We start from the raw sequence: 22,277 nt of genomic DNA, 5'->3' as shown, positions 1-22,277 counted from the left end.
ACGAGATCGTGCAGGACGAGGCTCGCGCCGGCGGCGGCCAGACTCTCGGCAACCGCAAACCCAAGGCCTGCGGTCGCACCGGTCACAAGAGCCCACTTGTCCGACAACGTCGCCATCGTTTCTCCCTGGATTGCCGGCTGCACCTTAGCTCTTCGGCCATATCGGCTGGGCCAAAGCGAGCTCTGGCGGAAAGACCGTGACGGGGATGCCGGTTTGCCATTGCACGATGGTCATGCCGGCGCCGATGCGCCGGCCCTTCTCATCGAACTTGATCTCGCCGAGCGGATAATATTTCGAAGGCCCGGCGTCGAGGGTGCGAAGCGCGTCAGCGACCGCGATCCGGTCGGCCTTTCCGGCCTTCTCCAGCGCGTCCTTGATCACCCACATATCGCCATAGGTGGAAATCGCATTTTGCGTCATCCACGGCTCGTTGTAACGCTTCTTCAGCTCGGCCATCAGGGCTTCATGGCCTTTTGTGCCCCAGCTTGCGACACAGGTCAGAACGCCCTGGAGCAGTTCGGGACTGACCGTCTGCAACATATCGGGCTCCGCAATCGCAATGCCGAATGAGATGGTCGGCACCTTGCCCTGGCCCATGCCGAATTCGTTCATTTTTTCCAGCAAAAGCTTCGCGTCGGAAATGACGGTGGGCAGGAAGAACAACAGATCTGGCTTCGCGGAGCGGACCTTTTGCACCAGCGAGGTCGCGTCCGCCAGTGGCGGCGTGAAGGTCTCGTCGAGGACGAGTTGCAAGCCGTTGGCCGCGAGCAGGCCCTCGCGCATCGATTTGGCGGAAGCGACCGACGCGCCGGTATTATCGGTGACGATCGCGACGGTCTTCGGCTTCTTGCCCGAGGCGCTTTGTGCGAGAGAGATGATTTGCGGCAGTGCTTGTTTGGCTTGCGATGCCGCGGTGGCGGAGGTCTGAAATACATATTTGAAACCGCGATCGGTAATCAGGTCCGAGTAGGAGAGGGTGAGCACGGGAAGGTTCGCCCGTTCGGTCACCTCGGTGACCGCGAGCGTGAACGAGCTCAAATAGGCGGCGCTGGCGGCCACGAGGTCCGGCTCCTGCGCGACCATGCGCTGGGCCGCGCTCTTGGCTTTTTCGGTGGTGTCGCCGCAGTCGAGCACAACAAGCTTCAGTTTGGCGCCACCGAGCGCCTTGACGCCGCCCTGCGAATTGATGTGATCAACCGCCATTTCGGCGCCCTCGCGCATCACGGCGCCGGGCCGCGCATACATGCCGGAGATCGGCACCAGAAGCCCGACCTTGACCTCGGCCTGTGGCTCGGCCCGCACGACGCCAGACAAACCGAAGGCCGCCGCACCCGAAAGCACCGTCCGGCGCGTAACCGTTGCCGCTGTCCCCGTGTACTTGCTCATGTACTTGCTCATGTCCTCAGTCCTCCCAGATTTTCGTTGTTGATTTGTTTGTTACATGCCGAGATAGGCTCGTCTCACACGATCGTCGGCGCGCAGTGTCTGCTTGTCGCCTTCGAGCGCTACACGGCCGGCTTCCAGGACATAGCCGTGGTCCGCCGATTCCAGCGCTTCCGCAACGCGCTGCTCGACCAGCAGGATCGTCAACTGTGTCTGGCGGCGGATCTCGATCAACCGGTCGAAGATCAGATCGGCGGTGGCCGGCGCAAGCCCCATCGAGGGCTCGTCCAACATCAAGAGCTTTGGAGAGGAGGCAAGGCCGCGGCCGATCGCCAGCATCTGCTGTTGGCCTCCGGACAGGGTTCCGGCAAACTGTGCGCGGCGCTCGGCAAGCACAGGAAGCCATTCGAAGATGCGCTCGATATTGTTCTTCCAGTCGCGCCGGCCGGCCTCGGTCATCGCGCCCATTTCGAGGTTCTCCAACACCGTCAGTGACGGGAACACCTGTCGGCCTTCCGGCACATGCGCGATGCCGAGATGTGGACGCCGTGCCGGCGCAATCGACAGAAGGTCGTGGCCTTCGAAGGTAATGGTGCCGGCACTCGGGCGCAGGATCCCGGATATCGTCCTGAACAGCGTGGTCTTGCCGGCGCCGTTGGGGCCGATGATAGCGACGAACTGGCCGGCATCGACATTGATAGATACGCCGCTCAGGACCGGCCGCGCCGAATAGCCGGTGGAGAGCCGATCAATGCGCAGCATGGGCCACCCATTTTTTGCCGAGATAGGCCTCGATGACCCGAGTGTCGCGCGTCACCGCGTCCGGCTTGCCTTCAACGAGGACCGCGCCATGGTCGAGCACGAGGAAATTGTCAACGAGGCGAACCATTGCCTGCATCGTGTGCTCAATGATGGCGATGCTCATGTTGTCGCGCGCCAGGCGCTGGATCACGGCGACGACCTCGTCGGTCTCATCGTGACCGAGACCCGCCAGCGTCTCGTCGAGCAGGAGGATCCGCGGCTGGCCTGCGAGCGCGCGAGCCAGCTCCATCAAGCGTAGTTCCTTGGTGGAGAGTTCGCCGGCGATACGCTCGGCGATCGGCGAAAGCCCGACCCGCGCGATCGCGTCAGCGGCGAGCGATCTCGCCTCCGCGTCGGTCTTGGCCCGGACATAGGCTCCGACGACGACGTTGTCGGCAATCGACATGCGCGGAAAGGGGCGCATGATCTGGAATGTTCTCGCCACGCCAGCTTCGCAGAGTTCGTGCGGCTTGCGCGCAAACATGTCGCGTCCCTCGACCAGGACTTCACCAGTGTCGGGTCGCAGAAAGCCGTTCAGCAAATTGAACAGCGTGGTCTTGCCTGCGCCGTTAGGACCGATGATGCCCAGGATCTCGTTTCGGTGGAGCTTGAAGCTGACGTTCTGGACGGCCTTCAGGCCCCCGAACGAACGTGAGAGATTGCTGACCTCGAGAACGACATCCATCTGTCCGGAGGACTGATCGCGCCGCGTCGAGACCGGCAACTTGGTCACTGTTGCTGTCACCGGAGCAAAGGTCGCCTCGGCCGACGGAAGTGGCAGCTTGCATCGGCGCAGGATATCGCGGACCTTCCAGAACAGGCCGTCGGGCGCAACCAGGATCACACCGATGATCGCCAGCCCGTAGATGACGCCCTGAATGCCGGGGAAGCGCGATCCCGCTTCCGCGTTGAGCGCCTCGGCCAGCGGAATCAGGATGACGCTTCCGATCACCGGGCCCCATACCGTGCCGACGCCGCCGAACATGGCGACCGTCAACGCCTGCGCGGAAACAAGCATGCCGAACACCGATTGCGGCGTGACCACCAGCAGCACCACCGCATAAAAGGCGCCAATGGCGCCCGCGACGGCGCCGCTCAAGCTGATGGCACGCAGCTTCCAGGCTAGCGTGTTGATGCCGGCCGCTTCGGCTGCCGCTTGGTTTTGCTTGATCGCCAAGAGCGCCATGCCGAACCGGCCGCGCTCGACGGTTCGCGTGAGCAGGATCGCGCCGACCAGCATCACCAGCGCCAGCAGCGTGTAAGCCCTTGGATCGGCAAACTGCATGTAGGCGATCGGGTTGTCGCGCTTGATGGGCAGAGTGATTTCCTGGAAGCCGAGCCATTCGAAGACGTAGAGAATGGCGAGCGGGTAGGCGAGCATCGCCAATGCAAAGTAGTGTCCTTGCAAGCGAAAGGTCGGAAAGCCGATCAGCAGGCCCGCGAGCCCGCCGAGCATGGCCGCGATCGGGATCAACAGCCACGGCGACAAATCGAAATAGATCTGGCCGAGCGCCGTCGTATAGGCGCCAATGCCGAAGAAGGCGGCATGACCGAAGGAGATCAGCCCGGTGTAGCCGCTGAGGAGATTCCATGACAGGCCGAACACGGCCCAAACCAGCACCAGCGTCATGATCAACTGGTAGTAGGAGTTCGTGATCGTCAGAGAGATCGCGGCGTAGATGGCGGCAAAGACGGCGATGGAAACGATCGAGCGCCGGGAAGACATCGCTTACGTCCTCTCGACCATCCGCCCGAAGAAACCTTGCGGGCGGAAGAAGATGATCAGGAGAAAGACGACGAAGATCGCCGCATTCTGCAACTGGGTCGGCAGCACGATGGTCGACATTTGCTGCACGAGCCCGATAGTCATGCCGCCCCAGAAAGCGCCGATGATACTGCCCATGCCGCCGAGTACGACGCCGGCATACATGACGATCACATAATCGAGGCCGACAAAGGGGTGAAACGGGTAGTTGGTGGCGAGCAGGCCGCCCGCGATGGCCGTGATGCCGGTGCCGAGCGCAAAGGCAACGCGATGCGCGCGATCGACGTCGATCCCCATATAGGTTGCGGCGGTCGGATTGTCGGCGGCTGCGCGCAACGATTTGCCGATCCGCGAGCGTGTGATCAGCAAGCTAAGCAGCACCATCGTGACCAGGGAGATGATCGCGTCGATCCCGCGCGCCTTGTTGATGAAGATGCTCATGTCGAAAAACGGACCCAGTTCCCAAGCCGAACTCGATAACGGAGTGCGGATCGAAGCCAGCACCGAGCCGAACACGATCAGGCCGCCGTTTTGCAGAATCAGTGCGATCCCAAGCGTCAGGATCAACTGCGCGTAGTGACCCTCGCCCTCGAGCGAAGCGGTCCTTGTACCGGACACCCGGGAGATCAGCAGGGCGTGGATGGCGTAGCCGAACACCGCGAGGACAGGGCCGGCCAGCAGAATCGAAATAAACGGCCCGATCACGTTGCCGAAGGCGGCGCGTATGCCGAGCGTCGTGAAGATATAGAACGCGGTATACATGCCGAGCATCATGAAATCGCCTTGCGCGAAATTGATGACCCGCATGACGCCGAATATGAGCCCGAGCCCGACGCACATCAGGCCGTAGACCGCGCCGATCAATAGTCCGGCGGCCAAGGCTTGCAGAAAGCTCTCGATGAATTGGGTCACCGGCGGTCTCTCTGGATTGCGGCTGGCTCACTCGCCACGCCAGCCCAACTGTTGAGATTGTCTGTCAATCTGTCAAGCAGAAGATTTTGCAGTCGACAGTCGGGCGCGCTCGGGATTAGGGTGACGGCAGCAATTCAAGAAGTCGCTCCGCGCACAGGGCTCAAATCAATTCGAGCCGCGCGGAAATTCTCATCCAATAGGGAAGGTCGATCATGAGCAAGACTGAACTGTTCGAAAAGGGTCTCAAGGTCCGCAAGGAAGTTCTTGGCGAGGACTACGTCAACAAGTCGATTGCGGGCGCGGACGAGTTCACCCGCACGATGGCGGAATGGTCAACCGAGTTTTGCTGGGGCGCTCTCTGGACCCGGCCCGGGCTCGATCGGCGCACGCGCAGCATTATCAACCTGGCGATGCTCGGCGCGTTGGGCCGGCCGCACGAACTCAAGCTGCACGTCAAGGGCGCGTTGAAGAATGGACTCACGGTCGAGGAGATCAAGGAAATATTCCTTCAGGTCGCGGTCTATTGCGGTGTGCCTTCGGGTATCGATGCATTTCGCAACGCCCGCGAAGCCCTGAAGGAAGTTGCCGAGGGCAAGTAACCTTGCTGTTCGGCCGCCAAGGATTGAAGCCGCTTGCCGGCCGCCATCGCCTGCGGCCGGCACATGTTTGCAGCGTTCCATTTCGTTATGAGGGTCGCGAGCGGATCTTCGTCTTGGCCCATCCCTCGACTAGCCGCGCGACGGAGGTAAAGTCGCTGTCGGATCCGAACGTGGCATTGGTAACGGCCATGATCTGCCGCACGGCGGCTCCGACCACCATCGGAACCCCCATGGCCTCGGCCTCATCGACGCAAAGCCGGACGTCCTTGTAGGAAAGGCCGGTTGCAAAGCCGAAGTCGAATGTACCGGTGAGCACTGCGCGGGGGAACTTGTCGCGCAACGCGACGTTGCCGCCGCTCGAGGCCATGATGGTGTCGATCATGACCTGGGGATCGAGTCCGGCCTTGGCGCCCATCGCCATCGCCTCCGAGGAAATCGCAAGTGCCGCTACCGCAATGATGTTGTTGGCGAGCTTGAGTGTTTGGCCCATGCCGGGCTTGTCGCCACACAGGAACACCTTGCCGAATACGGTCAAGACGGGGTGCAGCATCTCGACGACGTGCTTGTCACCGGAGACCATCACGGCCAGCGTGCCCTTCTCGGCGCCGGCGGTGCCTCCGCTCACCGGCGCGTCGATGAGGGTGATGCGTCCGGTTTTATCGAGCTCAGCGGCGATGTTCGTCGCCATGCGCGGTCCGGTGGTCGAAAGATCGACCAGCATGGTCGTGCGATTGGAGGCGGTGACGCCGTCCGGACCCAACACGACATCGCGCACGACGTCAGGCGTCGGCAGACTCATCAGCACGGTTTCTGAGGCTGCGGCTACTTCCGCAGCGCTCGCCGCTCTTCGCGCGCCGCGTTCGACCAGCGGCTTGATGGCAGCTTCATCGCGATCGAATACGGTAAGGCTGTAGCCGGCATCGAGCAGCCGGATCGCCATGCGTCTGCCCATCTGGCCGAGACCGATAAATCCCAATTCCATCCGCCATAACTCCCCTTCGCGGTCGCGTGCCCCACCACCGTCAGACGAGGCCGAGTGCTTGCCGTTTTCTGTGCGGTGTTAATATTGACAGACAATCTGACGCCGATCAATCTGTCGAGCAGATTGGAATGGCGCGGCGTGCCTGGAATGATTGATTTTTGCGGGGTAGGCTCTACCAATCGAAGTCTTGTGCTTTGTCGTGACTTCGCGTCAGAATTCCAAGTCTGAATGAACCAAATCTGAAAGAACCAAAAGAACAAGTCGCGAAAAGAACAAGGGCAGGTGGTTCTCAGGAGCCGCCGCCGGGGAAACGGGAGGACGGCTTGGCAGGAGCAACTACGCTTCGTGCGCTGCTGCAACGCGATGGGTGTTTGACGCTTCCGGGCGTTTTTGACGGCATCTCGGCGAGGATGGCGGCAAGTTCCGGCTTCGACGCGCTTTACATGACAGGATATGGCGTTGTTGCCTCTGCGCTTGGCGTGGCCGATGCCGGCACCGCGACCTTTAGCGAGATGCTTGACCGTGTGCGCTGCATTGCAGGTGCAACGAGCCTTCCGTTTCTGGCTGACGGCGATACCGGCTATGGCGGATTGTTGAATGTCGATCGCACGGTTCGCGGGTATGCCGCGGCGGGCGCGTCCGGCATTCAACTTGAAGACCAGGAATTTCCCAAGAAGTGCGGCCACACCGAGTTCCGCCGCGTCATTCCAGCCGACGATGCGGTTGCCAAAATCCGCGTTGCCGTCGACGCAAGGCCGAGCCGTGACTTTCTGATCGTGGCCCGAACCGATGCGCGCTATGCCGAAGGACTGGATGCTGCGTTGCTCCGGGCAGAACGCTTTCTGGAAGCGGGCGCCGACGTGCTGTTCGTCGAGAGCCCGGAGAGCCTGGAGGAATTGCGTCGCATAGTCGAAACCTTCAAGGGAGCAGCGCTGCTCGCGAATATGGTCGAAGGCGGCCGCACGCCGTATCTGTCGACGGCTGAATTGGGGGCCATGGGTTTCAAGATCGCGCTTTATCCCGGCTCCGGGTTTTTGACGGCGGCCGGCGCCTTACAGATTGTCTACCGCCATCTGAAAGCCGAAGGGATCGGCACAGGCAGCCCGGCTCCCATGCTGCCGTTCTCCGAAATGAATCAATTGATGGGTTTCCCAGCCGTGCACGCCTTCGAAAAACGTCACGGCCTGAGCGGGAGCCAGCGCTGAAACTAATAGTTGGATGTCTCGATCAGGAAATCTTCCGCTGAACCCATAGAAGGATAATGCCATGGCACAGGGAAAACTGTTTTTCCGGCGTCGACAGGTTTTCGGACGGGTTGGTTTTCTGCTGGGATTGGCCGCGATCATCGCGACCTGGCAATCCTCGAGCGCGCAGGCCGAGACCATCACGGTGACGCATTGGGGAGGGCAGTTCTACGGCGTTCCCTATGCGGTCGCCATGGAGAAGGGCTTCTTCAAGAAGAATGGCGTGGACGTCACAGGGATCCTGACCGCGGCAGGCGGCGGCACCGCCGTTCGCAATACGCTAGCGGGCGGCATTCCCTTTGGCGAGGTGTCGCTGGCGGCCGCCGTTCAGGCGATCAATGCCGGCCAGAAGCTCATCATCATCGGTGCCGGGGCATGGTCCGTGGCCGACCAGATGTGGCTGGTGAAAAAGGATTCGACGCTTAAGAGCATCAAGGATCTCGTTGGCAAGCAAATCGCCTATACGGCGCCGGGCTCGGTGAGCAATATGTTGATCCTGATGGCGCTGAAAGCCAACGGTATAACGCCGCGACAGGTCAAACTCGTGCCGGCTGGCGACCTCGGCGCCAACATCTCCGCCGTCGGCAGCGGCGCGGTCGATGCAGGCTTCTCGGACGAACTGATCTACGCCCAGAACAAGGAGTTGGTGAAGCCACTGTTCATGGTGCGTGACACGCTTGATCCGCGCATGATGCAGACCGTGATGATCACGACCGCGGAATATGCCAAGGCTCACGCTGACATCATCAAGGGCCTTATCGTGGCGCGCCGCGAAGGATTGGCCTATGCGCTCGACCATCCCGATGAGGCTGCCGACATCACGGCCAAGGCGTACAACAACCCGAACATCGAACTCTTTCGCAATCACGTCCGCGAATTGATCAAGCTGAATTACTGGAGCGATGGCCGGCTCGATTACCCGAGCATGAACCACATGGTCGAGGGCCTTCAAATCACCGGACAAATGAAGGGCGATGTCGACTGGCCGAAATACGTCGACACGTCGTATCTGCCGGCGGATTTGCGTCCAACGCAATAAGGGGACGGCGGTGACCGAGCAGTCGCAGGTATCGTTGAACGAAGTGGTCCGTCGTTATGAAGGACCGTCTGCCGTCCAGGCGCTAGGCCCCGTCAACCTGGAAATTCGCCGCGGCGAGTTTTTCTCCATCGTTGGTCCCTCCGGGTGCGGCAAGTCGACCCTGCTCGACGTAGCCTCCGGCCTGGTTCGTCCGACCAGCGGCAGTGTGCACTTCGAGGGTGGAGAATTGCGCGGCAAAGTTCCCGATGGCATCGGCGTCGTATTCCAGGAAGATTCGAGCATGCCCTGGCTGAATGTCCGGCAGAATGTCGCGTTCGGCTTGCGCACGTCCGGCTTGCCGAAGAAGGAAGTCGCCGACCGCGTCGATCAAGCCGTCAGCTTCATGGGGCTTGCGCAGTTTGCCGGTCACTATCCGGCGCAACTTTCAGGAGGCATGCGGCAGCGGGTATGCATCGCCCGAACGCTGGTACTGCGTCCGCGGCTGATCCTGCTTGACGAGCCCTTCGGCGCGCTGGACCAGCAGACGCGGCTACTGATGGGCGATGAGTTATTGCGGCTCTGGCGTGAGACGGGCGCGACCGTGCTGCTCATCACGCATGCGCTCGACGAAGCGGCGATGTTGTCGGACCGGGTTGGCGTCATGAGCGCGCGGCCCGGCCGCTTCATCGATATGGTCGAAACAGAATGGCCACGCGATCGTGACAGCCGCGTCATCAGCGATCCGAAATTCGGCGCATTGACCGCACGTCTGTGGTCTTCGCTTCGCGAAGAATCGCTCAAGACCATGGGCCGGGCGGCATGAGGCCGGGGCGCGCCGCCCTGATCGTGCGCACTGCCATCCTGGCGTCATCGATCGTTTTGCTCGAAATCGCCTGCCGCACTGGCGTCGTTGATTCCCTGACGATTATCCCTCCGAGCGACATGGTCGCCTCGATGGTCGGTCAGATCGGCTCCGGGGAACTCAACGCGAGCATCGCGACGACGTTTTCGACCATCGCTATCGCCTTCCTGCTCGCCGTCGTCCTGGGCACGGCGGCCGGCGCGCTGATTCATCGCTTGCCGCGGCTGCGTGATGTCGCCGATCCGCTGCTCGCATCCTACTATTCGGTGCCAACCTTCATCTTCTATCCGCTGCTGGTGGCGTTGCTCGGGCTCGGCAAGGCGCCACTGGTGGTGCTGGGCGTTCTCTCTGCCGTGCCGGCGGTCGTGATCTCAACGCTATCGGGGCTCGACAGCGTTGCCCCCGTCTTGATGAAGCTTTCTCGTGTGCACCGCCTGAGTTCGGGGCAGACGCTGTGGTGGATCATATTGCCCGCGGCATTGCCGCATCTCTTCACCGGGTTCAAACTGGCGCTCAGCTATGCCCTGATCGGTGTCATTGCAGGTGAATTCATCCTTTCCGGCACCGGCCTCGGCTACGCCATTTCCTTCGCCTATCAGAGCTTCGACAATCGCACGATGTACGGCGTGATGCTCTTCGTGTTGCTGATAGCAGTGACCGCCAACGGAATTCTTTATGTCTGGGAGGGGCGGCTGGCGCGCCGCCGTTCACAGGGATGAGCGACCTCTCGCTGCAAAATAACCAACCCCGGCTCGATCCGCGCCGCCGCGTTCGCGCCTTTGACGCTGTCGTGCTTGCTCTGGTGATTTTGGCGCTATGGCAGGCGATCGGCAGCTGGACGCAGGGCATGGCGGTTTCACCGCCGTTGCAAACGCTGGCGTATCTGTTCGGCCTGCTCCACACCCGCATGTTCTGGGAACATGCCGCGGCGACGCTGGAGGCGTTCCTTCTGGCCTTCGTGCTGTCGGCACTGCTCGGCCTGGCGCTCGGCCTGATCCTTGGCGTCAGGCGCTTTGCCGGCGAAGTCGCGGAGCCGATCCTCGCCGGCTTTTATACCATCCCAAAAGTGACGCTCTATCCGGTTGTGTTGCTGCTCTTTGGTCTCGGCATGTCCGCCAAAGTGGCCTTCGGCGTCATGCACGGGCTAGTGCCGATGACCTTGTTTACATTAGGCGCCGTGCGCAACTTGCCGCCGGTGCTGGTTCGCACGGCAAAAGTGCTGCGGCTTTCGCCTGAACGCACCATGCGCTGGATACTGGTGCCGGCCTGTCTGCCTGACATCGTCAACGGCCTTCGGATCAGTTTTTCACTAAGCCTGCTTGGGGTACTGATCGGAGAAATGTTTTCGTCGCAGCGCGGCCTTGGCTTTCTACTAGTCAACGGCATGGCGCAAAATAATGTGCCGCTGTCGACGGCGATCGTGACCGTCATCGTCGCGGTCGCGATCCTGGCCAATACGATGATGTTGCGCGCCGGGAGGCGCTTCGCGGGACGACCGGACACTGCGGCCCGATAGGCCGCAACAGGAGAACGGCATGACAAGGCCAACGACGACTTTAAAGGCCATCTTCAACCGGCGCGAGGCGACGATTCTCGCTGGCGCCGGCAATGGGCTGTTCGCGCGGATCATCGAGGATCTCGGCTATGAAGCCGTCTATGTCACCGGCGCCGGGGTCGCCAACATGTATCTCGGCGCGCCCGATATCGGTTTGACCACGCTGACCGAAATCGCCAACCAGGTCGCGGCGATTTCGGATGCGGTCGCCGTTCCCTTGCTGGTCGATGCCGACACCGGCTTCGGAAATCCGGTCAATATGGTGCGCACTGTGAAGGTACTGGAACGAGCGGGCGCAGCCGGACTACAGATCGAGGACCAGGTCTTTCCGAAGAAGTGCGGTCATTTCGACGGCAAGGAGATCGTGCCGCTGGAAGAGATGCTCGCGAAGGTCAAGGCCGCCGTCGATACCCGCCGGGATGGTGACCTGCAGATTGTGGCGCGCACCGATGCACGCGCAGTCCTCGGCCTTCAGGCGGCGATCGACCGCGCTGGAGCCATGATCGAAGCCGGTGCCGACGTGACTTTCGTGGAAGCGCCAACCTCAGCCGAGGAACTGGCCCAGATTGCCAAAAGCCTTTCCGTGCCACAGGTCGCCAACATTGTGTTTGGCGGGCGTACACCGGAATTGGGCCGAAAGAAATTTGCAGAACTCGGCTTTGGCTGCGTGCTCTACGCGAATGCGGCCTTACAGGCAGCGCTCAAGGCGTCGTACGAAGTCTTGATGGCGCTGAAGCAGGATGGTTCGCTCGCTTCAGTGGCCGATCGTCTGGCCTCTTTCGCGATCCGGCAGCAGACCGTCTCCAAACCGAAATATGACGAGCTTGAACGCCGATATCGCGGCGGGTGATGCACCTGGAACGATCAACCATCTCAAGCCTCGTGCCAAACGCCCTTTGATATAAGCTTGCGGCTGAAGTCGCAAAGAATATCGTGAAAGCGCTCTGCGGCCACGCCAAGCGGCCGGGATTTAGGCCGCGCCGACAACCATGTGACGAAGAGATCGGATATCGGGCTTATGGAAACGCGCTTCAGCTTCAGAAGCTCGCGCACGCCGCACATCGGGAGTACGGTGTAGCCAAGTCCTGCGGTGACGAGATCGGTCATCAAGGGCAAGGTATTCGCCTCGAAGCGCACATTGGCCGTCAGGCCGTGTACGCCAAGCCTGTCCTCGACCATCAGCCGCAAACTGTTCGGCCGCATGGTGAGGATTAAAGGCAGGCCTCCAAGCGCCCTGATTGGCGTCTCCTTTCGCATCGACAGCCTGGCGCCGGCCGGGCCTACCAGCACCAGCCGCTCACGGCCGAGAATTTGCGACACGGTGCCGTGCGTCGGCTCCGTCGTATTGGTAATGGCAAGGTCGAGGATTCCGTTCGCAACGAGATCGCGTAATTGACCGCTGGTCTCTTCAACGAGACGGATCGCGACGCGCGGATAGTCATGGCTGTACTGCTTGATGAGCGGCACCGCGATCAGGCCGCGCGGCGAGGGCGGTATTCCGAACGCAACCTCTCCTGCGGGCTCGACGGAAACGGCGGTCACGCCGGTCTTGAGCAGTCGCAACTGGCGTTCGATGCTTTGCAGGCCCTCGTGTAGCTGCTTTCCGGCTTCGGTCAGCAACATGCCACGGCCGCCCCGTACGAAGATCGGGATCTGAAACTCCTGTTCGATCGCCTGGATCTGCCGGCTTAGGGTCGGCTGCGACACACGCAACGATTGCGCGGCGCTGGAGAGATTGCCGTGTTCGACCACCGAGAAGAAGTACTTGATCTTCCGCTGGTCCATGGCCAACCCTCCCGCGGCTCAAACTATACGATTGTTGAATAGATTGTATCGCAAAAATTCGATTGATGCATGCTAGTGCGATTGTTAGGCTTTTGCCTCGCAATGGCGCGTAGCGGAGCTGATCATGAGGGGCCTCAAGCAAATCTGCATCATTTTTGCGTCTCTGCTTCTGGCGGCGCAGATTTCAGCTAAGGCGCAGGAAAATATCCGCATCGGCGTTCTGTTGCCGCTGACCGGCCCGCTCGCCAAGAACGGTCTTGAGAACTGGGAGGCGATGCAGATTGCCCGCGACATGATCAACGAGCGCGGCGGGATCAACGGCCGCAAGATCGAATATCTGCAGGGCGACGCCAACACGCCGAACGCCGCGATCAGCGAGACCGAGCGCTTGATCACCAAGGATGGCATCAAAATCACAACTGGGTCCTTTGCCTCCCCGATCGCGATTGCGGTCAGTCAGGCGGCGGAACGTCACGGCGTATTCCACTGGGAGACGACGGGTGCGGCCGAAATCATCACGCGTCGCGGCTTCAAGCACACGTTCCAGGTCGGCGCGCCGGCGCGCAAATACGGTCAGGCTGCGGTCGATTTCATCGTCGACGACCTCGCCAAGCGGCTGAACAAGCCGGTCAATACGCTCAAGATCGCCTTGTTGTGGGAGAACCGCGCCTTCGGAAAATCCGTCGGTGACGGCATTCGCGCCTATACCCAAAGCAAAGGCATCAAGCTTGCCTACGACGAAGGCTATGACCAGACCGCGACGGACATGACGCCCATCGTGCAGAAACTGAAGGATGTCGCGCCCGACATCGTGATTGCGATCTCGTTTCCCAATGACGCGATCCTGTTCCAGCGCAAGGCCAAGGAACTTGATTTCAACGTCGCGGCTTTCATCGGGGTCAGCGCCGGTTATTCGTCGCCTGACTTGCGGGAATCGATCGGCGATTCCGTGAACGGCATCTTTGTCGCCGACTTTCCGCCGAAGGTGAACGCCGCTGTTCTGACGCCCGAAACACGGAAAGTCGCCGACGAATTCTACAAACGCTACGAAGCCAAGATGAAGCGGCCGCCGGCCGGACATGCGGCGGCAGGTTTTTCGGCAATCTGGGCGCTGTTCACGGACGTGCTGCCGAAGGCCAAGACGTTCGAGCCGGATGAATTGCGCGACATCGCACTGAAGCTCGATCTGCCGGCTGGATCGCTGGTCAACGGCAGCGGCATCAAGTTCACTAATTTTGATTGGCCCGACGATCCCAAGGATGCGGGCCAGAACCTGCGCGCCTCGATCGGCGTATGGCAATGGACCAAGACCGGCAACGAGGAGGTCTTCCCGGCTGCGCTCGCAACGCATCCGCCAATCATGGTGCCGCTCCCGGACTGGAGCAAGCGTTGATTCCGGGCCAGGCGGCTGACGTGCTTTGCTCAGCCGGCGGAACGCGCATGTGAGCACGATCGTCCAGCTCGTCATTTCCGGTCTTCTGATCGGGAGCATCTACGCGCTGATGAGCATCGGCCTCACCTTGATTTTCGGCGTCTTGCGCGTCGTCAATTTTGCCCACGGCGAATTCCTGATGATTGCGATGTACGGCGCCTGGGCGTTCAGCAAACTGCTCGGCCTCAACCCGTACGTTGCAGCGATTGCCGTCGTCCCGGCGATGTTCCTGTTCGGCGCGCTGGTGTATCGGCTCGTCATCGGTTCGGCGCTGGAGAAGCCACATCTGGTGGTGGTTTTCGCCACCATGGGCCTGTCGATTTTCTTGCAGAACGTCGCGCTGATGGCGATGACCGCCGATCTCCGCGACGTCCCTCCAATCTTTGCCCGCTCGATTGTGATCGACCACATCTATATCAAGGGCGAGCTGTTGATCGGCTTTATCGTTACGCTCGGTTGTACGATCGCCTTGCGATGGCTGCTCAAGCATACCTTTCTCGGCAAGGCCATTCGCGCCACCGTGCAGGACGGCGAGGCTGCGCAATTGATGGGAATTGCGGTTCCGAAAATCTTTCTCATCACGTTTGCCGCGGGCTCGGCACTGGTCGGACTCGCGGCTTGCGTGATGATCCCGCTGTTTTCGGTGTTTCCGACCGTCGGATTGAATTTCGTGCTGATTGCCTTCGTGATCGTCGTGCTCGGAGGCATGGGCAGCATCGAAGGGGCGTTGCTCGGCGGCTTCTGCGTCGGCGTGGTGCAATCGGTGAGCGCCTACTATGTCGCGCCGGCGTTCGGGCAGTTGTTCTTCTTCCTGCTGTTCCTGCTGGTCATGATCTTTCGGCCGAACGGCCTGCTCGGTCAAAAGGGCGCAGCCACGCTCGGGATGAATGAGTAACGCCAGATGACGACGCTGCCCGCGAAAACGCATCTGTTGTCGGGAATATGCGGAATGCCCCAACGCGGGCGGCTTTCGTGGTTTGAGATCATCCTGCTTACGGGCTGCGTGGCCTGGGTCGCTTTTGGCCTGCTGCCGACGTTGCAGGACGTGGTTGTTCTGTCATTCCTGTTTGCCGGACTTGCGCTTGCCTGGAATATAGCCGGCGGTTGCGCGGGATTGATCTCGTTTGGTCACGCCGCGTTCTTTGGAATTGGCGCCTACACGTCGACCATTCTGTTTCAGAGCTATCATATTACGCCGTGGCTCGGGATTTTTGCCGGAGCCGCGGCTGCTGCCATGGCCGGCGCGGTGCTGTCGCTGATCTGCGCGCGACTGAAGGGACCGTTCTTCATCCTTTCATCGCTGGCGTTCGCGGAAGTCGTGCGCATCATCGCGCTGAACTGGTCGTCGGTGACCGGCGGGGCCGAAGGCCTGTCGATCCCACCGATGCCGGACCTCGCCAACATGGTGCTGGGCTCCAAGACCGCTTATGAGGCTCTGACGCTGGTCTATCTGCTGGTGGTTTACGCAATCACGCGCTGGCTCGAAGCGTCACGCTTTGGATTCTATCTGTTCGCCATTCGAGATAATGATGAGGCTGCGGCGGCGGCCGGCATCAATCCGCTCGTAGGCCGCTCATTGGCGATGGCGCTGAGTGCGGCTCTGACCGGGGTCGGGGGCACGCTTTTCGCCCAGTATTTTCTCTATCTTGATCCGACGTATGTGATCTCGCCTGAATTGTCGTTTCAGTTTGCGTTACTGCCGGCGGTCGGCGGGCTTGGTACCGCCATCGGGCCGATCCTCGGTTCGTTCCTGATCACGCCGCTGTCGGAATTACTTCGCGCCAACCTCGGCAATGCCGTCGCCGGATTGCATCTCGTGATCTACAGCGTCGGGCTCATTGTCGTGATGCTGTATTTCCCGACGGGAATAGCCGGTGCGCTCGAAAAACTTAAGCCACGAAAGCCGCAACCATGAGCGCGCTACTGGAAATTCAAGGCATCACGCGGACATTTGGTGCGACCCGCGCCGTCGATAACGTGTCCTTTGCGGTGCAGGCCGGCGAGCTACTCGGATTGATCGGGCCGAATGGCGCAGGCAAGAGCACGCTGTTCAATTTGATCGCAGGCGTCATGTCGCCGTCCGGGGGCAAAATCGTGGTCGACGGCACAGACGCCACCGGATGGAAATCATATGCCATGGCGCGGGCCGGCGTCGCCCGTACCTTTCAGATCCCGAAGCCTTACCGGCAATTGTCAGTCATCGAGAACGTGATGATCTCAGCCTTTCTGCGCGAGCCGTCGGTGGCGGGTGCGCGCGAACTGGCCGATCGCACGTTAAGCGACCTTGGACTGGCGCCTTATCGCGACCGGCCGGCCAGCGAATTGACGGTCGGGCTTTTAAAACGGCTGGAAGTGGCGCGAGCGCTCGCGATGCGGCCGAAGCTCGTGCTGTTCGATGAGATCATGGCGGGCCTGACCCCGACCGAGGTCGGAGCCATGACGGAGATCGTCGCCGGCCTGCCGGGGCGCGGGATTACCGTGATCTGGGTCGAGCATGTTCTATACGCGATCATGAAGACGGCGACGCGCATGGTGGTGATCAACCGCGGCAATGTGATCGCGCAAGGCGCGCCGGCTGAAGTGGCCCGCGATGCCCTGGTTGTCAAAGCCTATCTCGGCGAGGAGATGCAGCTTGCTTGAGGTAAAAAGCCTTGATGCATTCTATGGCGCGGTGCAGGTGCTGCACGGCATCAACCTCATTGTGAAAACCGGTGAGATCGTGGGCCTGGTCGGCGCCAACGCCGCCGGCAAAAGTTCACTGATGTTCTCGCTGGCGGGGTTGCGAACCGCATGCCGGGGCGAAGTATTGCTGGACGGTGCGCCCATCCAGGAACTCGCGCCGTGGGATCGACCTTCCAAAGGCCTTGTGCTGGTGCCCGAACGGCGGCGGTTGTTTCCTTTCATGACGGTGCTCGAAAACCTCGAAGTCGGCGCCTACGCACCTGCGGCGCGCGCAGCGATGGCGCAATCCCTTCAGGAGGTTTTCGCGCTATTGCCGACCCTTTCCGAGCGGCGCAGCCAGATCGCGGGCTCGATGAGTGGCGGCGAACAGCAGATGCTGGCGATCGGCCGGGCGCTGATGGCGCGGCCCCAAGTATTGCTGCTCGACGAGCCGACCGAAGGGCTCGCGCCGATCTATGTGAAGCTCCTGTTCGATTTGATCGCCGATCTGCGCCGCAAGGCCCTTACCATCCTGATCGTCGAACAGAACGTCCACCACGTGCTGCGAACGGCCGACCGCGCCTATGTTCTCGAAAACGGGCGGATCGCCATGGAGGGCGAGGGCCCTGCGCTGCTCAACGACGACCGGCTCAAGACAGCCTATTTGGGACTTTAGTCATGATCACCGATATCCATTGCCATTACGTTCCGGATCAGTTCTTCAAGTTCGCGCGTTCGCGCTCCGAGTTCGCCATCGCGATCAAACGGCAGGAAGGCGACGCGATCGATCTCGATATCCGCGGCATGCACTTCGGCCTGAACACGACCTTTTTCGACATGGAAAAGCAGGTCGAGCGAATGCAGCGCGACGGAATCGAGCGCGTGATGTTGTCGCTCGCGACGCCGTTCATCGATTATCATCTTGACGCGGCGCTCGCGGTCGAGGCGGCGGTGTCGTTCAATGACGGATTGGCGGCGGCGATCGCGCCGGATCGCACCCGCTTTGGCGGCTGGGCGCTGCTGCCGATGCAGGATCCGGAGGCGGCCGCGCGTGAGCTACGCCGCTGCGTCCGCGATCATCGCTTCATCGGCGGCCACATCGCCTCCAACGTTCGTGGCCTCTATCTGAACGACAGCAAATTTACCCCGATCTTCCAGGCCGCCGTCGATCTCGGCGTTCCTTTGTTCGTGCATCCGGCCGACCCCCTGGGCAAGGACCGGACAAACGAATATGAGCTCACGATCGTCGCGGGCTATCTGTTCGACAGCACGATCAATATTCTGAAAATGATCTGTTCGGGTTTTCTCGACCGCTGGCCGACGCTCAAGCTGGTCTGCGCCCACGGTGGGGCGTTCAGCCCAGCCCTGCGGGCGCGTATGCAGCGCGAGGTCGATACCAACCCCCAGCTCAAGCGTACCCTGACCAAACCGGTCGGCGGTTATCTGCGGCAGCTTTACGTCGATTCCATCTGCTTCGAGCCGGCGATGCTGCGCTACGTGACGGAGGTAATTCCGCTCGAGCAGATCATGCTGGGCAGCGATTCGCCTTTCCCGCTTGGCGAACCGCATCCGGTGATCTTCGTTCGCAACGCCTTGTCGGCCGATCAGGCCAAACTCGTGCTGGAAGGTAATTTCGAACGGCTAATAGGAGGCTGACATGGACATCAGGCGCATCTGGCTCTGCAAGGACGTCGTGTTTGCGGAAGGCGGTTTGCCCGCGCTCAAACCCGTCACGCGGGTTGCGGCCTGCGCCGTCATCGCGAACCCGGCGGCCGGTCACGCGCTGGACGATCTTTCCGAGCTCGTTGCCTTCGGCGCCGATCTCGGCGCGCGGCTGGTCAAGGAGGCGCAGGCACTCCTGCCCGGGCCCGCGATCTCCTATGGGAAAGCAGCGATCGTGGGGACGTCGGGCGACATCGAGCATGCGGCAGCAATCCTCCATCCGCGGATGGGCAAGCCGATGCGGGAGGCGATCGGAGGCGGGCAGGCGATCATTCCTTCGAACGTGAAGATCGGCGGCGTTGGTTCGGCGATCGATATTCCCTTGGGGCACAAGGACGATGTTTGGTCGTTCGATCAAATTGACACGCTTAGCGCCATGGTTCCCAATGCGCCCCGGCCCGACGAGATCGTGGTGGTCGTTGCACTGGCGGATGGCGGCCGGCCGCGTCCGCGCGTCGCGAAATCGGGTGCCGTGCCGCCGGCACTGACTGTTTAATAGCTCGGAGTCATTATGACCAGGAAACCTGCTTTTCAGGCCTCGCCCACCAATCCGAACATCCAGGAAATCCAGACCGAGCCGGAACGGCGAGTAGACATGCCATACGCGCCGGCGATGCGGGTCGAAAGCCCCTGCGGATTGCTGTTCATCTCGGGCGCGACGCCATCGCCGCTCTATCACAAGCATCCGCACGTCATCTCCGAGCACGATCACCCGAACCGCATCGAAGACCAGACCCACCGCGCGATGGAGACGATCAAGACCATTCTGGAGCACGAGGGCTTGACCTGGACCGACGTCGTCAAGGTCACGAAATACCTGACCGATATCCGCGATCAGGACGGAATGGTCGCCGTGCTCAAGGAATATTTCGGATCGTGGACGCCAGCCAGCACGACGATCTGCATCAATCAGCTTTCGACGCCCGGCGCCCGTATCGAGCTGGATATGATTGCCGCATTTCCGCCGGGGAAGTAAGACTTCAATGACCCAAGGAAACGTTCAACCCGCCGTCATGTAGCCCGTGGTCGCCATGGCGATCTCGCCACGGTGCCGGGTGGACTTCCCGATAAACGCAAGATAACGCCGGAAAGGCCAGCCCGCGCATCCCGCGGGTTGCTTGCATTGCAACAAAGATGCCGGTTAAATCCGATACAACGCATCGTTCGGGATCCCTGCGATTCCGTTTCAAACTTGGGGAACCAGTGGTGTTCAACTATCGTAGGATACGCTTGCTGCCGCTCCTCGGCCTGTTCCTGGCAGGGTGTTTGCTGGTCTCGCCGCGCCTTGCTCACGCACAACTCGCTGACGGTGACACCACATGGGCGGTGATGGACCTTACATCGGCGATAGATCGGGCCATCGAAGAAAGCAAGGAGGGCCCGGAACTGCGCGAAAAGGTGGTGCGCCGTTTTTCCGAGTGTTCGCTTATGTATGGAGGTCTTTCAACGCTGACTTCCAATGTCGAGGTTAAGAAGAATTACGTTAAGGCCCAGGTAGCAACCATGGAGATTGAATCGGCGATTGCGAAGCCATTGCAATCGGAAAAGAGGCTGGAACTTGAAGAAGAGGCCCGAAGATCGGTAGCAACGATGTTGCGTTCCATAAGCGTGGAACGCGACAAAGAAGTAGGTCCACTTCTCAAGAAGTGCAAAGCGCTGAATGATTTCAAGGAACTGAAAAATGCTTTGCGCGAGCTTTCAGCCCAATAGACGGGACAGCGGGCATGAGACCGCCGCGGCGCTATCTTGAATCGCGTCGACTTGGACGCGGCGAGCTGGAATTATCCGATGCTTAGCCGACGCTTACCAGCCCTTCCGACGCATTCGCGCTGAGAAACGCTCTGATGTCTTCGCTTGACCGCGCGGGGCTGAACAGAAATCCCTGCATCTCGTCGCACTTGAGATGTCGAAGCATGCTTCGCTGCTCTTCGGTCTCGACGCCTTCGGCGGTGGTGATCATCTTGTGCTCAAAAGCCATGGCCACGACGGCTCGCACAATGCCTGACGATCCGCGCTCCCGGGTCAAACTGGACACGAACGAGCGGTCGATCTTTATCTTGTCAAAGGGGAAGCGCTGCAAGTAGCTAAGGGAGGAATATCCGGTCCCGAAATCGTCAAGCGCAACGCGGACGCCGATCGCCCGCAACTCATGCAGGATCTTCAGGGCAGCCTCATCGTCCCCGATCAACACGGCTTCGGTTATCTCCAATTCAAGCCGGCGAGCCGACAATCCGGTTTCCGCAAGCGCAGAGACGACCCTCAGCGCGAGAAGACCGCTTTTGAACTGGATAGGCGAAACGTTGACCGCCAGCTTGATGTGGTCGGGCCAACTTGCTGCCTCTCGGCAGGCCTTCCGGAGAACGTACTCGCCGAGGTGATCGATCAGACCGGATTGTTCCGCCACCGGAATGAAGTCAGCAGGCGAAACGAAACCGCGTTCTGCGTGATTCCATCTGGCCAAGGCCTCGCAACCGACGACCTTGTTATGGTGCAGGTCGACGATCGGCTGATAGTAAACGTCGATTTGCCCGGCCTCGATGGCCTTTCGCAGTTCCGTTTCAAGAAGCCGGCGCTCCTTGGCCTTTTTCTCCATGCCGGCCTCAAAGAAGCGGTGGGTTCTGCGGCCCGACGATTTAGCTTCGTACATCGCTAGATCTGCATTTTGCAGAATCTGGTCCGAGGAGCTTCCGTCGGCAGGCGCTATCGCGATCCCGATACTGGAATCGACCGTGAGCTGATGTCCTGCGCAATCATGCGATTGACGAATGGCTTCATGGATGCGGTGAACGAGCGCCGGCACATCGTCCCTGCCCTTGACGCCCGAGGCCAAAATGGAAAACTCGTCTCCTCCGAGCCTCGCCACGAATTCATTCGATTCGAGACATGCGTGAATATTTCGTGCCATCGATCTCAGCAATTCATCGCCCACGTGATGGCCAAGCGAATCGTTGACGGTTTTGAATTCATCGATGTCCAGAAACAGTACTGCAAGCTGGCTGTCATCGCTGCATCGGCCTATCTCTTCCTCGAGCCGCTTGAGGAAGAGGGCCCGGTTCGGCAGATCGGTCAGCGTGTCGTAATGGGCTAACTTGATGGTTCGCTCTTCGGATCGGCGTTGCTCCGTTACATCCTCGATCGTGGACACCCAGCCGCCCTCGGAAAGAGGCTGATTGACAACTTGCATCCATCGTCCGTCGGGAATGCGCACGACGTTATGGGAGACTTCGCCGACCCTGCGGGCCTCTTTGATCATCCTGCAGTACTCATCGACGTCGCCGCTGAACGTTCCGTTTTCCTTTCGGTATTGGACAATATCTCGCAAGAGGCGGCCAGGCTTGATCGTGTCTGAGGACAGCCCGAACATCTCGAGATAGCGGCGGTTGCAAATCACCAGTCGCTCAGACGAATCGAAAAGAAGAAGCGCCTGGGTCATATGATTTACCGCAACATCCAGCCTCCGGTGCTGCCGCTTCAGATGCAGGGTAACAAACCAAAGCATCAGGGAGATCACGCCTGCCGTCGCGCAGGCGGCCCACAACAGAGCACGAGTCTGCTC

At 60.6% G+C, this 22,277-nt stretch carries 22 protein-coding genes and 1 pseudogene; 16 read left to right on the top strand and 7 right to left on the bottom strand.

From position 1 onward, the window contains the following. Positions 1 to 144: 144 nt before the first annotated feature. From WB528_RS18120 to WB528_RS18105, 4 genes are read right to left on the bottom strand one after another with little or no spacing between them, the layout of a single operon-like run. On the bottom strand, positions 145 to 1,398 hold the full coding sequence (locus WB528_RS18120) for an ABC transporter substrate-binding protein (protein WP_423889770.1): 1,254 nt from the start codon (positions 1,396 to 1,398) through the stop codon (positions 145 to 147). Between the two features lie 39 nt (positions 1,399 to 1,437). Beyond that, complete coding sequence (locus WB528_RS18115) at positions 1,438 to 2,145, bottom strand: ABC transporter ATP-binding protein (RefSeq protein WP_423889769.1); 708 nt, start codon at positions 2,143 to 2,145, stop codon at positions 1,438 to 1,440. Further along, entirely contained in the window at positions 2,132 to 3,910 is a 1,779-nt protein-coding gene (locus tag WB528_RS18110; protein WP_423889768.1) for an ABC transporter permease subunit, read from the bottom strand. Before WB528_RS18110 ends, WB528_RS18115 begins: the two co-directional genes overlap by 14 nt. Positions 3,911 to 3,913: 3 nt before the next feature. Continuing rightward, positions 3,914 to 4,849, bottom strand: coding sequence for a branched-chain amino acid ABC transporter permease (locus tag WB528_RS18105; protein WP_423889771.1), 936 nt, complete (start codon positions 4,847 to 4,849; stop codon positions 3,914 to 3,916). Positions 4,850 to 5,073: 224 nt separating this feature from the next. Here WB528_RS18105 and WB528_RS18100 point away from each other — a divergent pair, with 224 nt between their 5' ends. Next, positions 5,074 to 5,460, top strand: a complete 387-nt coding sequence (locus WB528_RS18100; RefSeq protein WP_423877780.1) for a carboxymuconolactone decarboxylase family protein — start codon at positions 5,074 to 5,076, stop codon at positions 5,458 to 5,460. Between the two features lie 85 nt (positions 5,461 to 5,545). Here the strand turns inward: WB528_RS18100 and WB528_RS18095 are convergent. Continuing rightward, positions 5,546 to 6,451, bottom strand: a pseudogene (locus WB528_RS18095) (NAD(P)-dependent oxidoreductase); the annotation flags it as partial. A 314-nt stretch (positions 6,452 to 6,765) separates the two neighbouring features. Between WB528_RS18095 and WB528_RS18090 the strand changes: the two are divergent. From WB528_RS18090 to WB528_RS18065, 6 genes are all read left to right on the top strand, one after another. Beyond that, entirely contained in the window at positions 6,766 to 7,647 is an 882-nt protein-coding gene (locus tag WB528_RS18090) for an isocitrate lyase/PEP mutase family protein (RefSeq protein WP_423889767.1), read from the top strand. Positions 7,648 to 7,708: 61 nt separating this feature from the next. Beyond that, positions 7,709 to 8,725: an ABC transporter substrate-binding protein gene (locus WB528_RS18085; protein ID WP_423889766.1), complete on the top strand. Its 1,017-nt coding sequence runs from the start codon at positions 7,709 to 7,711 to the stop codon at positions 8,723 to 8,725. Positions 8,726 to 8,735: 10 nt separating this feature from the next. Next, entirely contained in the window at positions 8,736 to 9,527 is a 792-nt protein-coding gene (locus WB528_RS18080) for an ABC transporter ATP-binding protein (protein ID WP_423889765.1), read from the top strand. Continuing rightward, entirely contained in the window at positions 9,524 to 10,285 is a 762-nt protein-coding gene (locus WB528_RS18075; RefSeq protein WP_423889764.1) for an ABC transporter permease, read from the top strand. The genes WB528_RS18080 and WB528_RS18075 overlap by 4 nt, the downstream gene beginning before the upstream one ends. After that, entirely contained in the window at positions 10,282 to 11,082 is an 801-nt protein-coding gene (locus WB528_RS18070; protein ID WP_423889763.1) for an ABC transporter permease, read from the top strand. Before WB528_RS18075 ends, WB528_RS18070 begins: the two co-directional genes overlap by 4 nt. Before the next feature lie 19 nt (positions 11,083 to 11,101). Further along, complete coding sequence (locus tag WB528_RS18065) at positions 11,102 to 11,971, top strand: isocitrate lyase/PEP mutase family protein (protein WP_423889762.1); 870 nt, start codon at positions 11,102 to 11,104, stop codon at positions 11,969 to 11,971. 23 nt (positions 11,972 to 11,994) lie between these two features. Here the strand turns inward: WB528_RS18065 and WB528_RS18060 are convergent, their stop codons facing one another. Next, positions 11,995 to 12,906, bottom strand: coding sequence for a LysR family transcriptional regulator (locus tag WB528_RS18060; RefSeq protein ID WP_423889761.1), 912 nt, complete (start codon positions 12,904 to 12,906; stop codon positions 11,995 to 11,997). Positions 12,907 to 13,030: 124 nt separating this feature from the next. Here WB528_RS18060 and WB528_RS18055 point away from each other — a divergent pair, with 124 nt between their 5' ends. The 9 genes from WB528_RS18055 to WB528_RS18015 all read left to right on the top strand — a co-directional run bounded on the left by WB528_RS18055 (position 13,031) and on the right by WB528_RS18015 (position 20,431). Next, positions 13,031 to 14,299: an ABC transporter substrate-binding protein gene (locus WB528_RS18055; RefSeq protein WP_423889760.1), complete on the top strand. Its 1,269-nt coding sequence runs from the start codon at positions 13,031 to 13,033 to the stop codon at positions 14,297 to 14,299. 49 nt (positions 14,300 to 14,348) lie between these two features. Then, the gene (locus tag WB528_RS18050; RefSeq protein ID WP_423889759.1) at positions 14,349 to 15,233 is read left to right on the top strand and encodes a branched-chain amino acid ABC transporter permease; all 885 of its coding nucleotides are present in this window, start codon (positions 14,349 to 14,351) and stop codon (positions 15,231 to 15,233) included. A gap of 54 nt (positions 15,234 to 15,287) precedes the next feature. Continuing rightward, the gene (locus WB528_RS18045) at positions 15,288 to 16,253 is read left to right on the top strand and encodes a branched-chain amino acid ABC transporter permease (RefSeq protein WP_423889758.1); all 966 of its coding nucleotides are present in this window, start codon (positions 15,288 to 15,290) and stop codon (positions 16,251 to 16,253) included. Beyond that, positions 16,250 to 16,978 (top strand): ABC transporter ATP-binding protein, encoded by a 729-nt coding sequence (locus tag WB528_RS18040; protein ID WP_423889757.1) that lies wholly within the window; start codon positions 16,250 to 16,252, stop codon positions 16,976 to 16,978. Before WB528_RS18045 ends, WB528_RS18040 begins: the two co-directional genes overlap by 4 nt. Beyond that, positions 16,971 to 17,675, top strand: coding sequence for an ABC transporter ATP-binding protein (locus tag WB528_RS18035; protein WP_423889756.1), 705 nt, complete (start codon positions 16,971 to 16,973; stop codon positions 17,673 to 17,675). The genes WB528_RS18040 and WB528_RS18035 overlap by 8 nt, the downstream gene beginning before the upstream one ends. Positions 17,676 to 17,677: 2 nt before the next feature. Beyond that, complete coding sequence (locus tag WB528_RS18030) at positions 17,678 to 18,655, top strand: amidohydrolase family protein (protein WP_423889755.1); 978 nt, start codon at positions 17,678 to 17,680, stop codon at positions 18,653 to 18,655. Between the two features lies 1 nt (position 18,656). Continuing rightward, positions 18,657 to 19,217, top strand: coding sequence for an amino acid synthesis family protein (locus WB528_RS18025; protein WP_423889754.1), 561 nt, complete (start codon positions 18,657 to 18,659; stop codon positions 19,215 to 19,217). A gap of 15 nt (positions 19,218 to 19,232) precedes the next feature. Beyond that, the gene (locus tag WB528_RS18020) at positions 19,233 to 19,697 is read left to right on the top strand and encodes a RidA family protein (RefSeq protein WP_423889753.1); all 465 of its coding nucleotides are present in this window, start codon (positions 19,233 to 19,235) and stop codon (positions 19,695 to 19,697) included. Positions 19,698 to 19,924: 227 nt separating this feature from the next. Beyond that, on the top strand, positions 19,925 to 20,431 hold the full coding sequence (locus tag WB528_RS18015) for a hypothetical protein (RefSeq protein WP_423889752.1): 507 nt from the start codon (positions 19,925 to 19,927) through the stop codon (positions 20,429 to 20,431). An 82-nt stretch (positions 20,432 to 20,513) separates the two neighbouring features. Here WB528_RS18015 and WB528_RS18010 read toward each other — a convergent pair. Beyond that, positions 20,514 to 22,277, bottom strand: a 1,764-nt coding sequence (locus tag WB528_RS18010; protein ID WP_423889751.1) for a putative bifunctional diguanylate cyclase/phosphodiesterase, incomplete at its 5' end; no start/stop codon positions are given.

It is taken from the genome of Bradyrhizobium sp., assembly GCF_049586575.1.
Taxonomy (GTDB): Bacteria; Pseudomonadota; Alphaproteobacteria; order Rhizobiales; family Xanthobacteraceae; genus Bradyrhizobium.
Note: the sequence above shows the minus strand (reverse complement) of the source record. Positions and strands in the feature narration are given on the sequence as shown.

Excerpts from the sequence above, each read along its gene's own strand:
- WB528_RS18120 (WP_423889770.1), bottom strand. The coding sequence starts at position 1,398 with ATGAGCAAGTACATGAGCAAGTACACGGGGACAGCGGCAACGGTTACG.
- WB528_RS18115 (WP_423889769.1), bottom strand. The coding sequence starts at position 2,145 with ATGCTGCGCATTGATCGGCTCTCCACCGGCTATTCGGCGCGGCCGGTC.
- WB528_RS18110 (WP_423889768.1), bottom strand. The coding sequence starts at position 3,910 with ATGTCTTCCCGGCGCTCGATCGTTTCCATCGCCGTCTTTGCCGCCATC.
- WB528_RS18100 (WP_423877780.1), top strand. The coding sequence starts at position 5,074 with ATGAGCAAGACTGAACTGTTCGAAAAGGGTCTCAAGGTCCGCAAGGAA.
- WB528_RS18085 (WP_423889766.1), top strand. The coding sequence starts at position 7,709 with ATGGCACAGGGAAAACTGTTTTTCCGGCGTCGACAGGTTTTCGGACGG.
- WB528_RS18075 (WP_423889764.1), top strand. The coding sequence starts at position 9,524 with ATGAGGCCGGGGCGCGCCGCCCTGATCGTGCGCACTGCCATCCTGGCG.
- WB528_RS18070 (WP_423889763.1), top strand. The coding sequence starts at position 10,282 with ATGAGCGACCTCTCGCTGCAAAATAACCAACCCCGGCTCGATCCGCGC.
- WB528_RS18065 (WP_423889762.1), top strand. The coding sequence starts at position 11,102 with ATGACAAGGCCAACGACGACTTTAAAGGCCATCTTCAACCGGCGCGAG.
- WB528_RS18060 (WP_423889761.1), bottom strand. The coding sequence starts at position 12,906 with ATGGACCAGCGGAAGATCAAGTACTTCTTCTCGGTGGTCGAACACGGC.
- WB528_RS18055 (WP_423889760.1), top strand. The coding sequence starts at position 13,031 with ATGAGGGGCCTCAAGCAAATCTGCATCATTTTTGCGTCTCTGCTTCTG.
- WB528_RS18045 (WP_423889758.1), top strand. The coding sequence starts at position 15,288 with ATGCCCCAACGCGGGCGGCTTTCGTGGTTTGAGATCATCCTGCTTACG.
- WB528_RS18040 (WP_423889757.1), top strand. The coding sequence starts at position 16,250 with ATGAGCGCGCTACTGGAAATTCAAGGCATCACGCGGACATTTGGTGCG.
- WB528_RS18030 (WP_423889755.1), top strand. The coding sequence starts at position 17,678 with ATGATCACCGATATCCATTGCCATTACGTTCCGGATCAGTTCTTCAAG.
- WB528_RS18025 (WP_423889754.1), top strand. The coding sequence starts at position 18,657 with ATGGACATCAGGCGCATCTGGCTCTGCAAGGACGTCGTGTTTGCGGAA.
- WB528_RS18020 (WP_423889753.1), top strand. The coding sequence starts at position 19,233 with ATGACCAGGAAACCTGCTTTTCAGGCCTCGCCCACCAATCCGAACATC.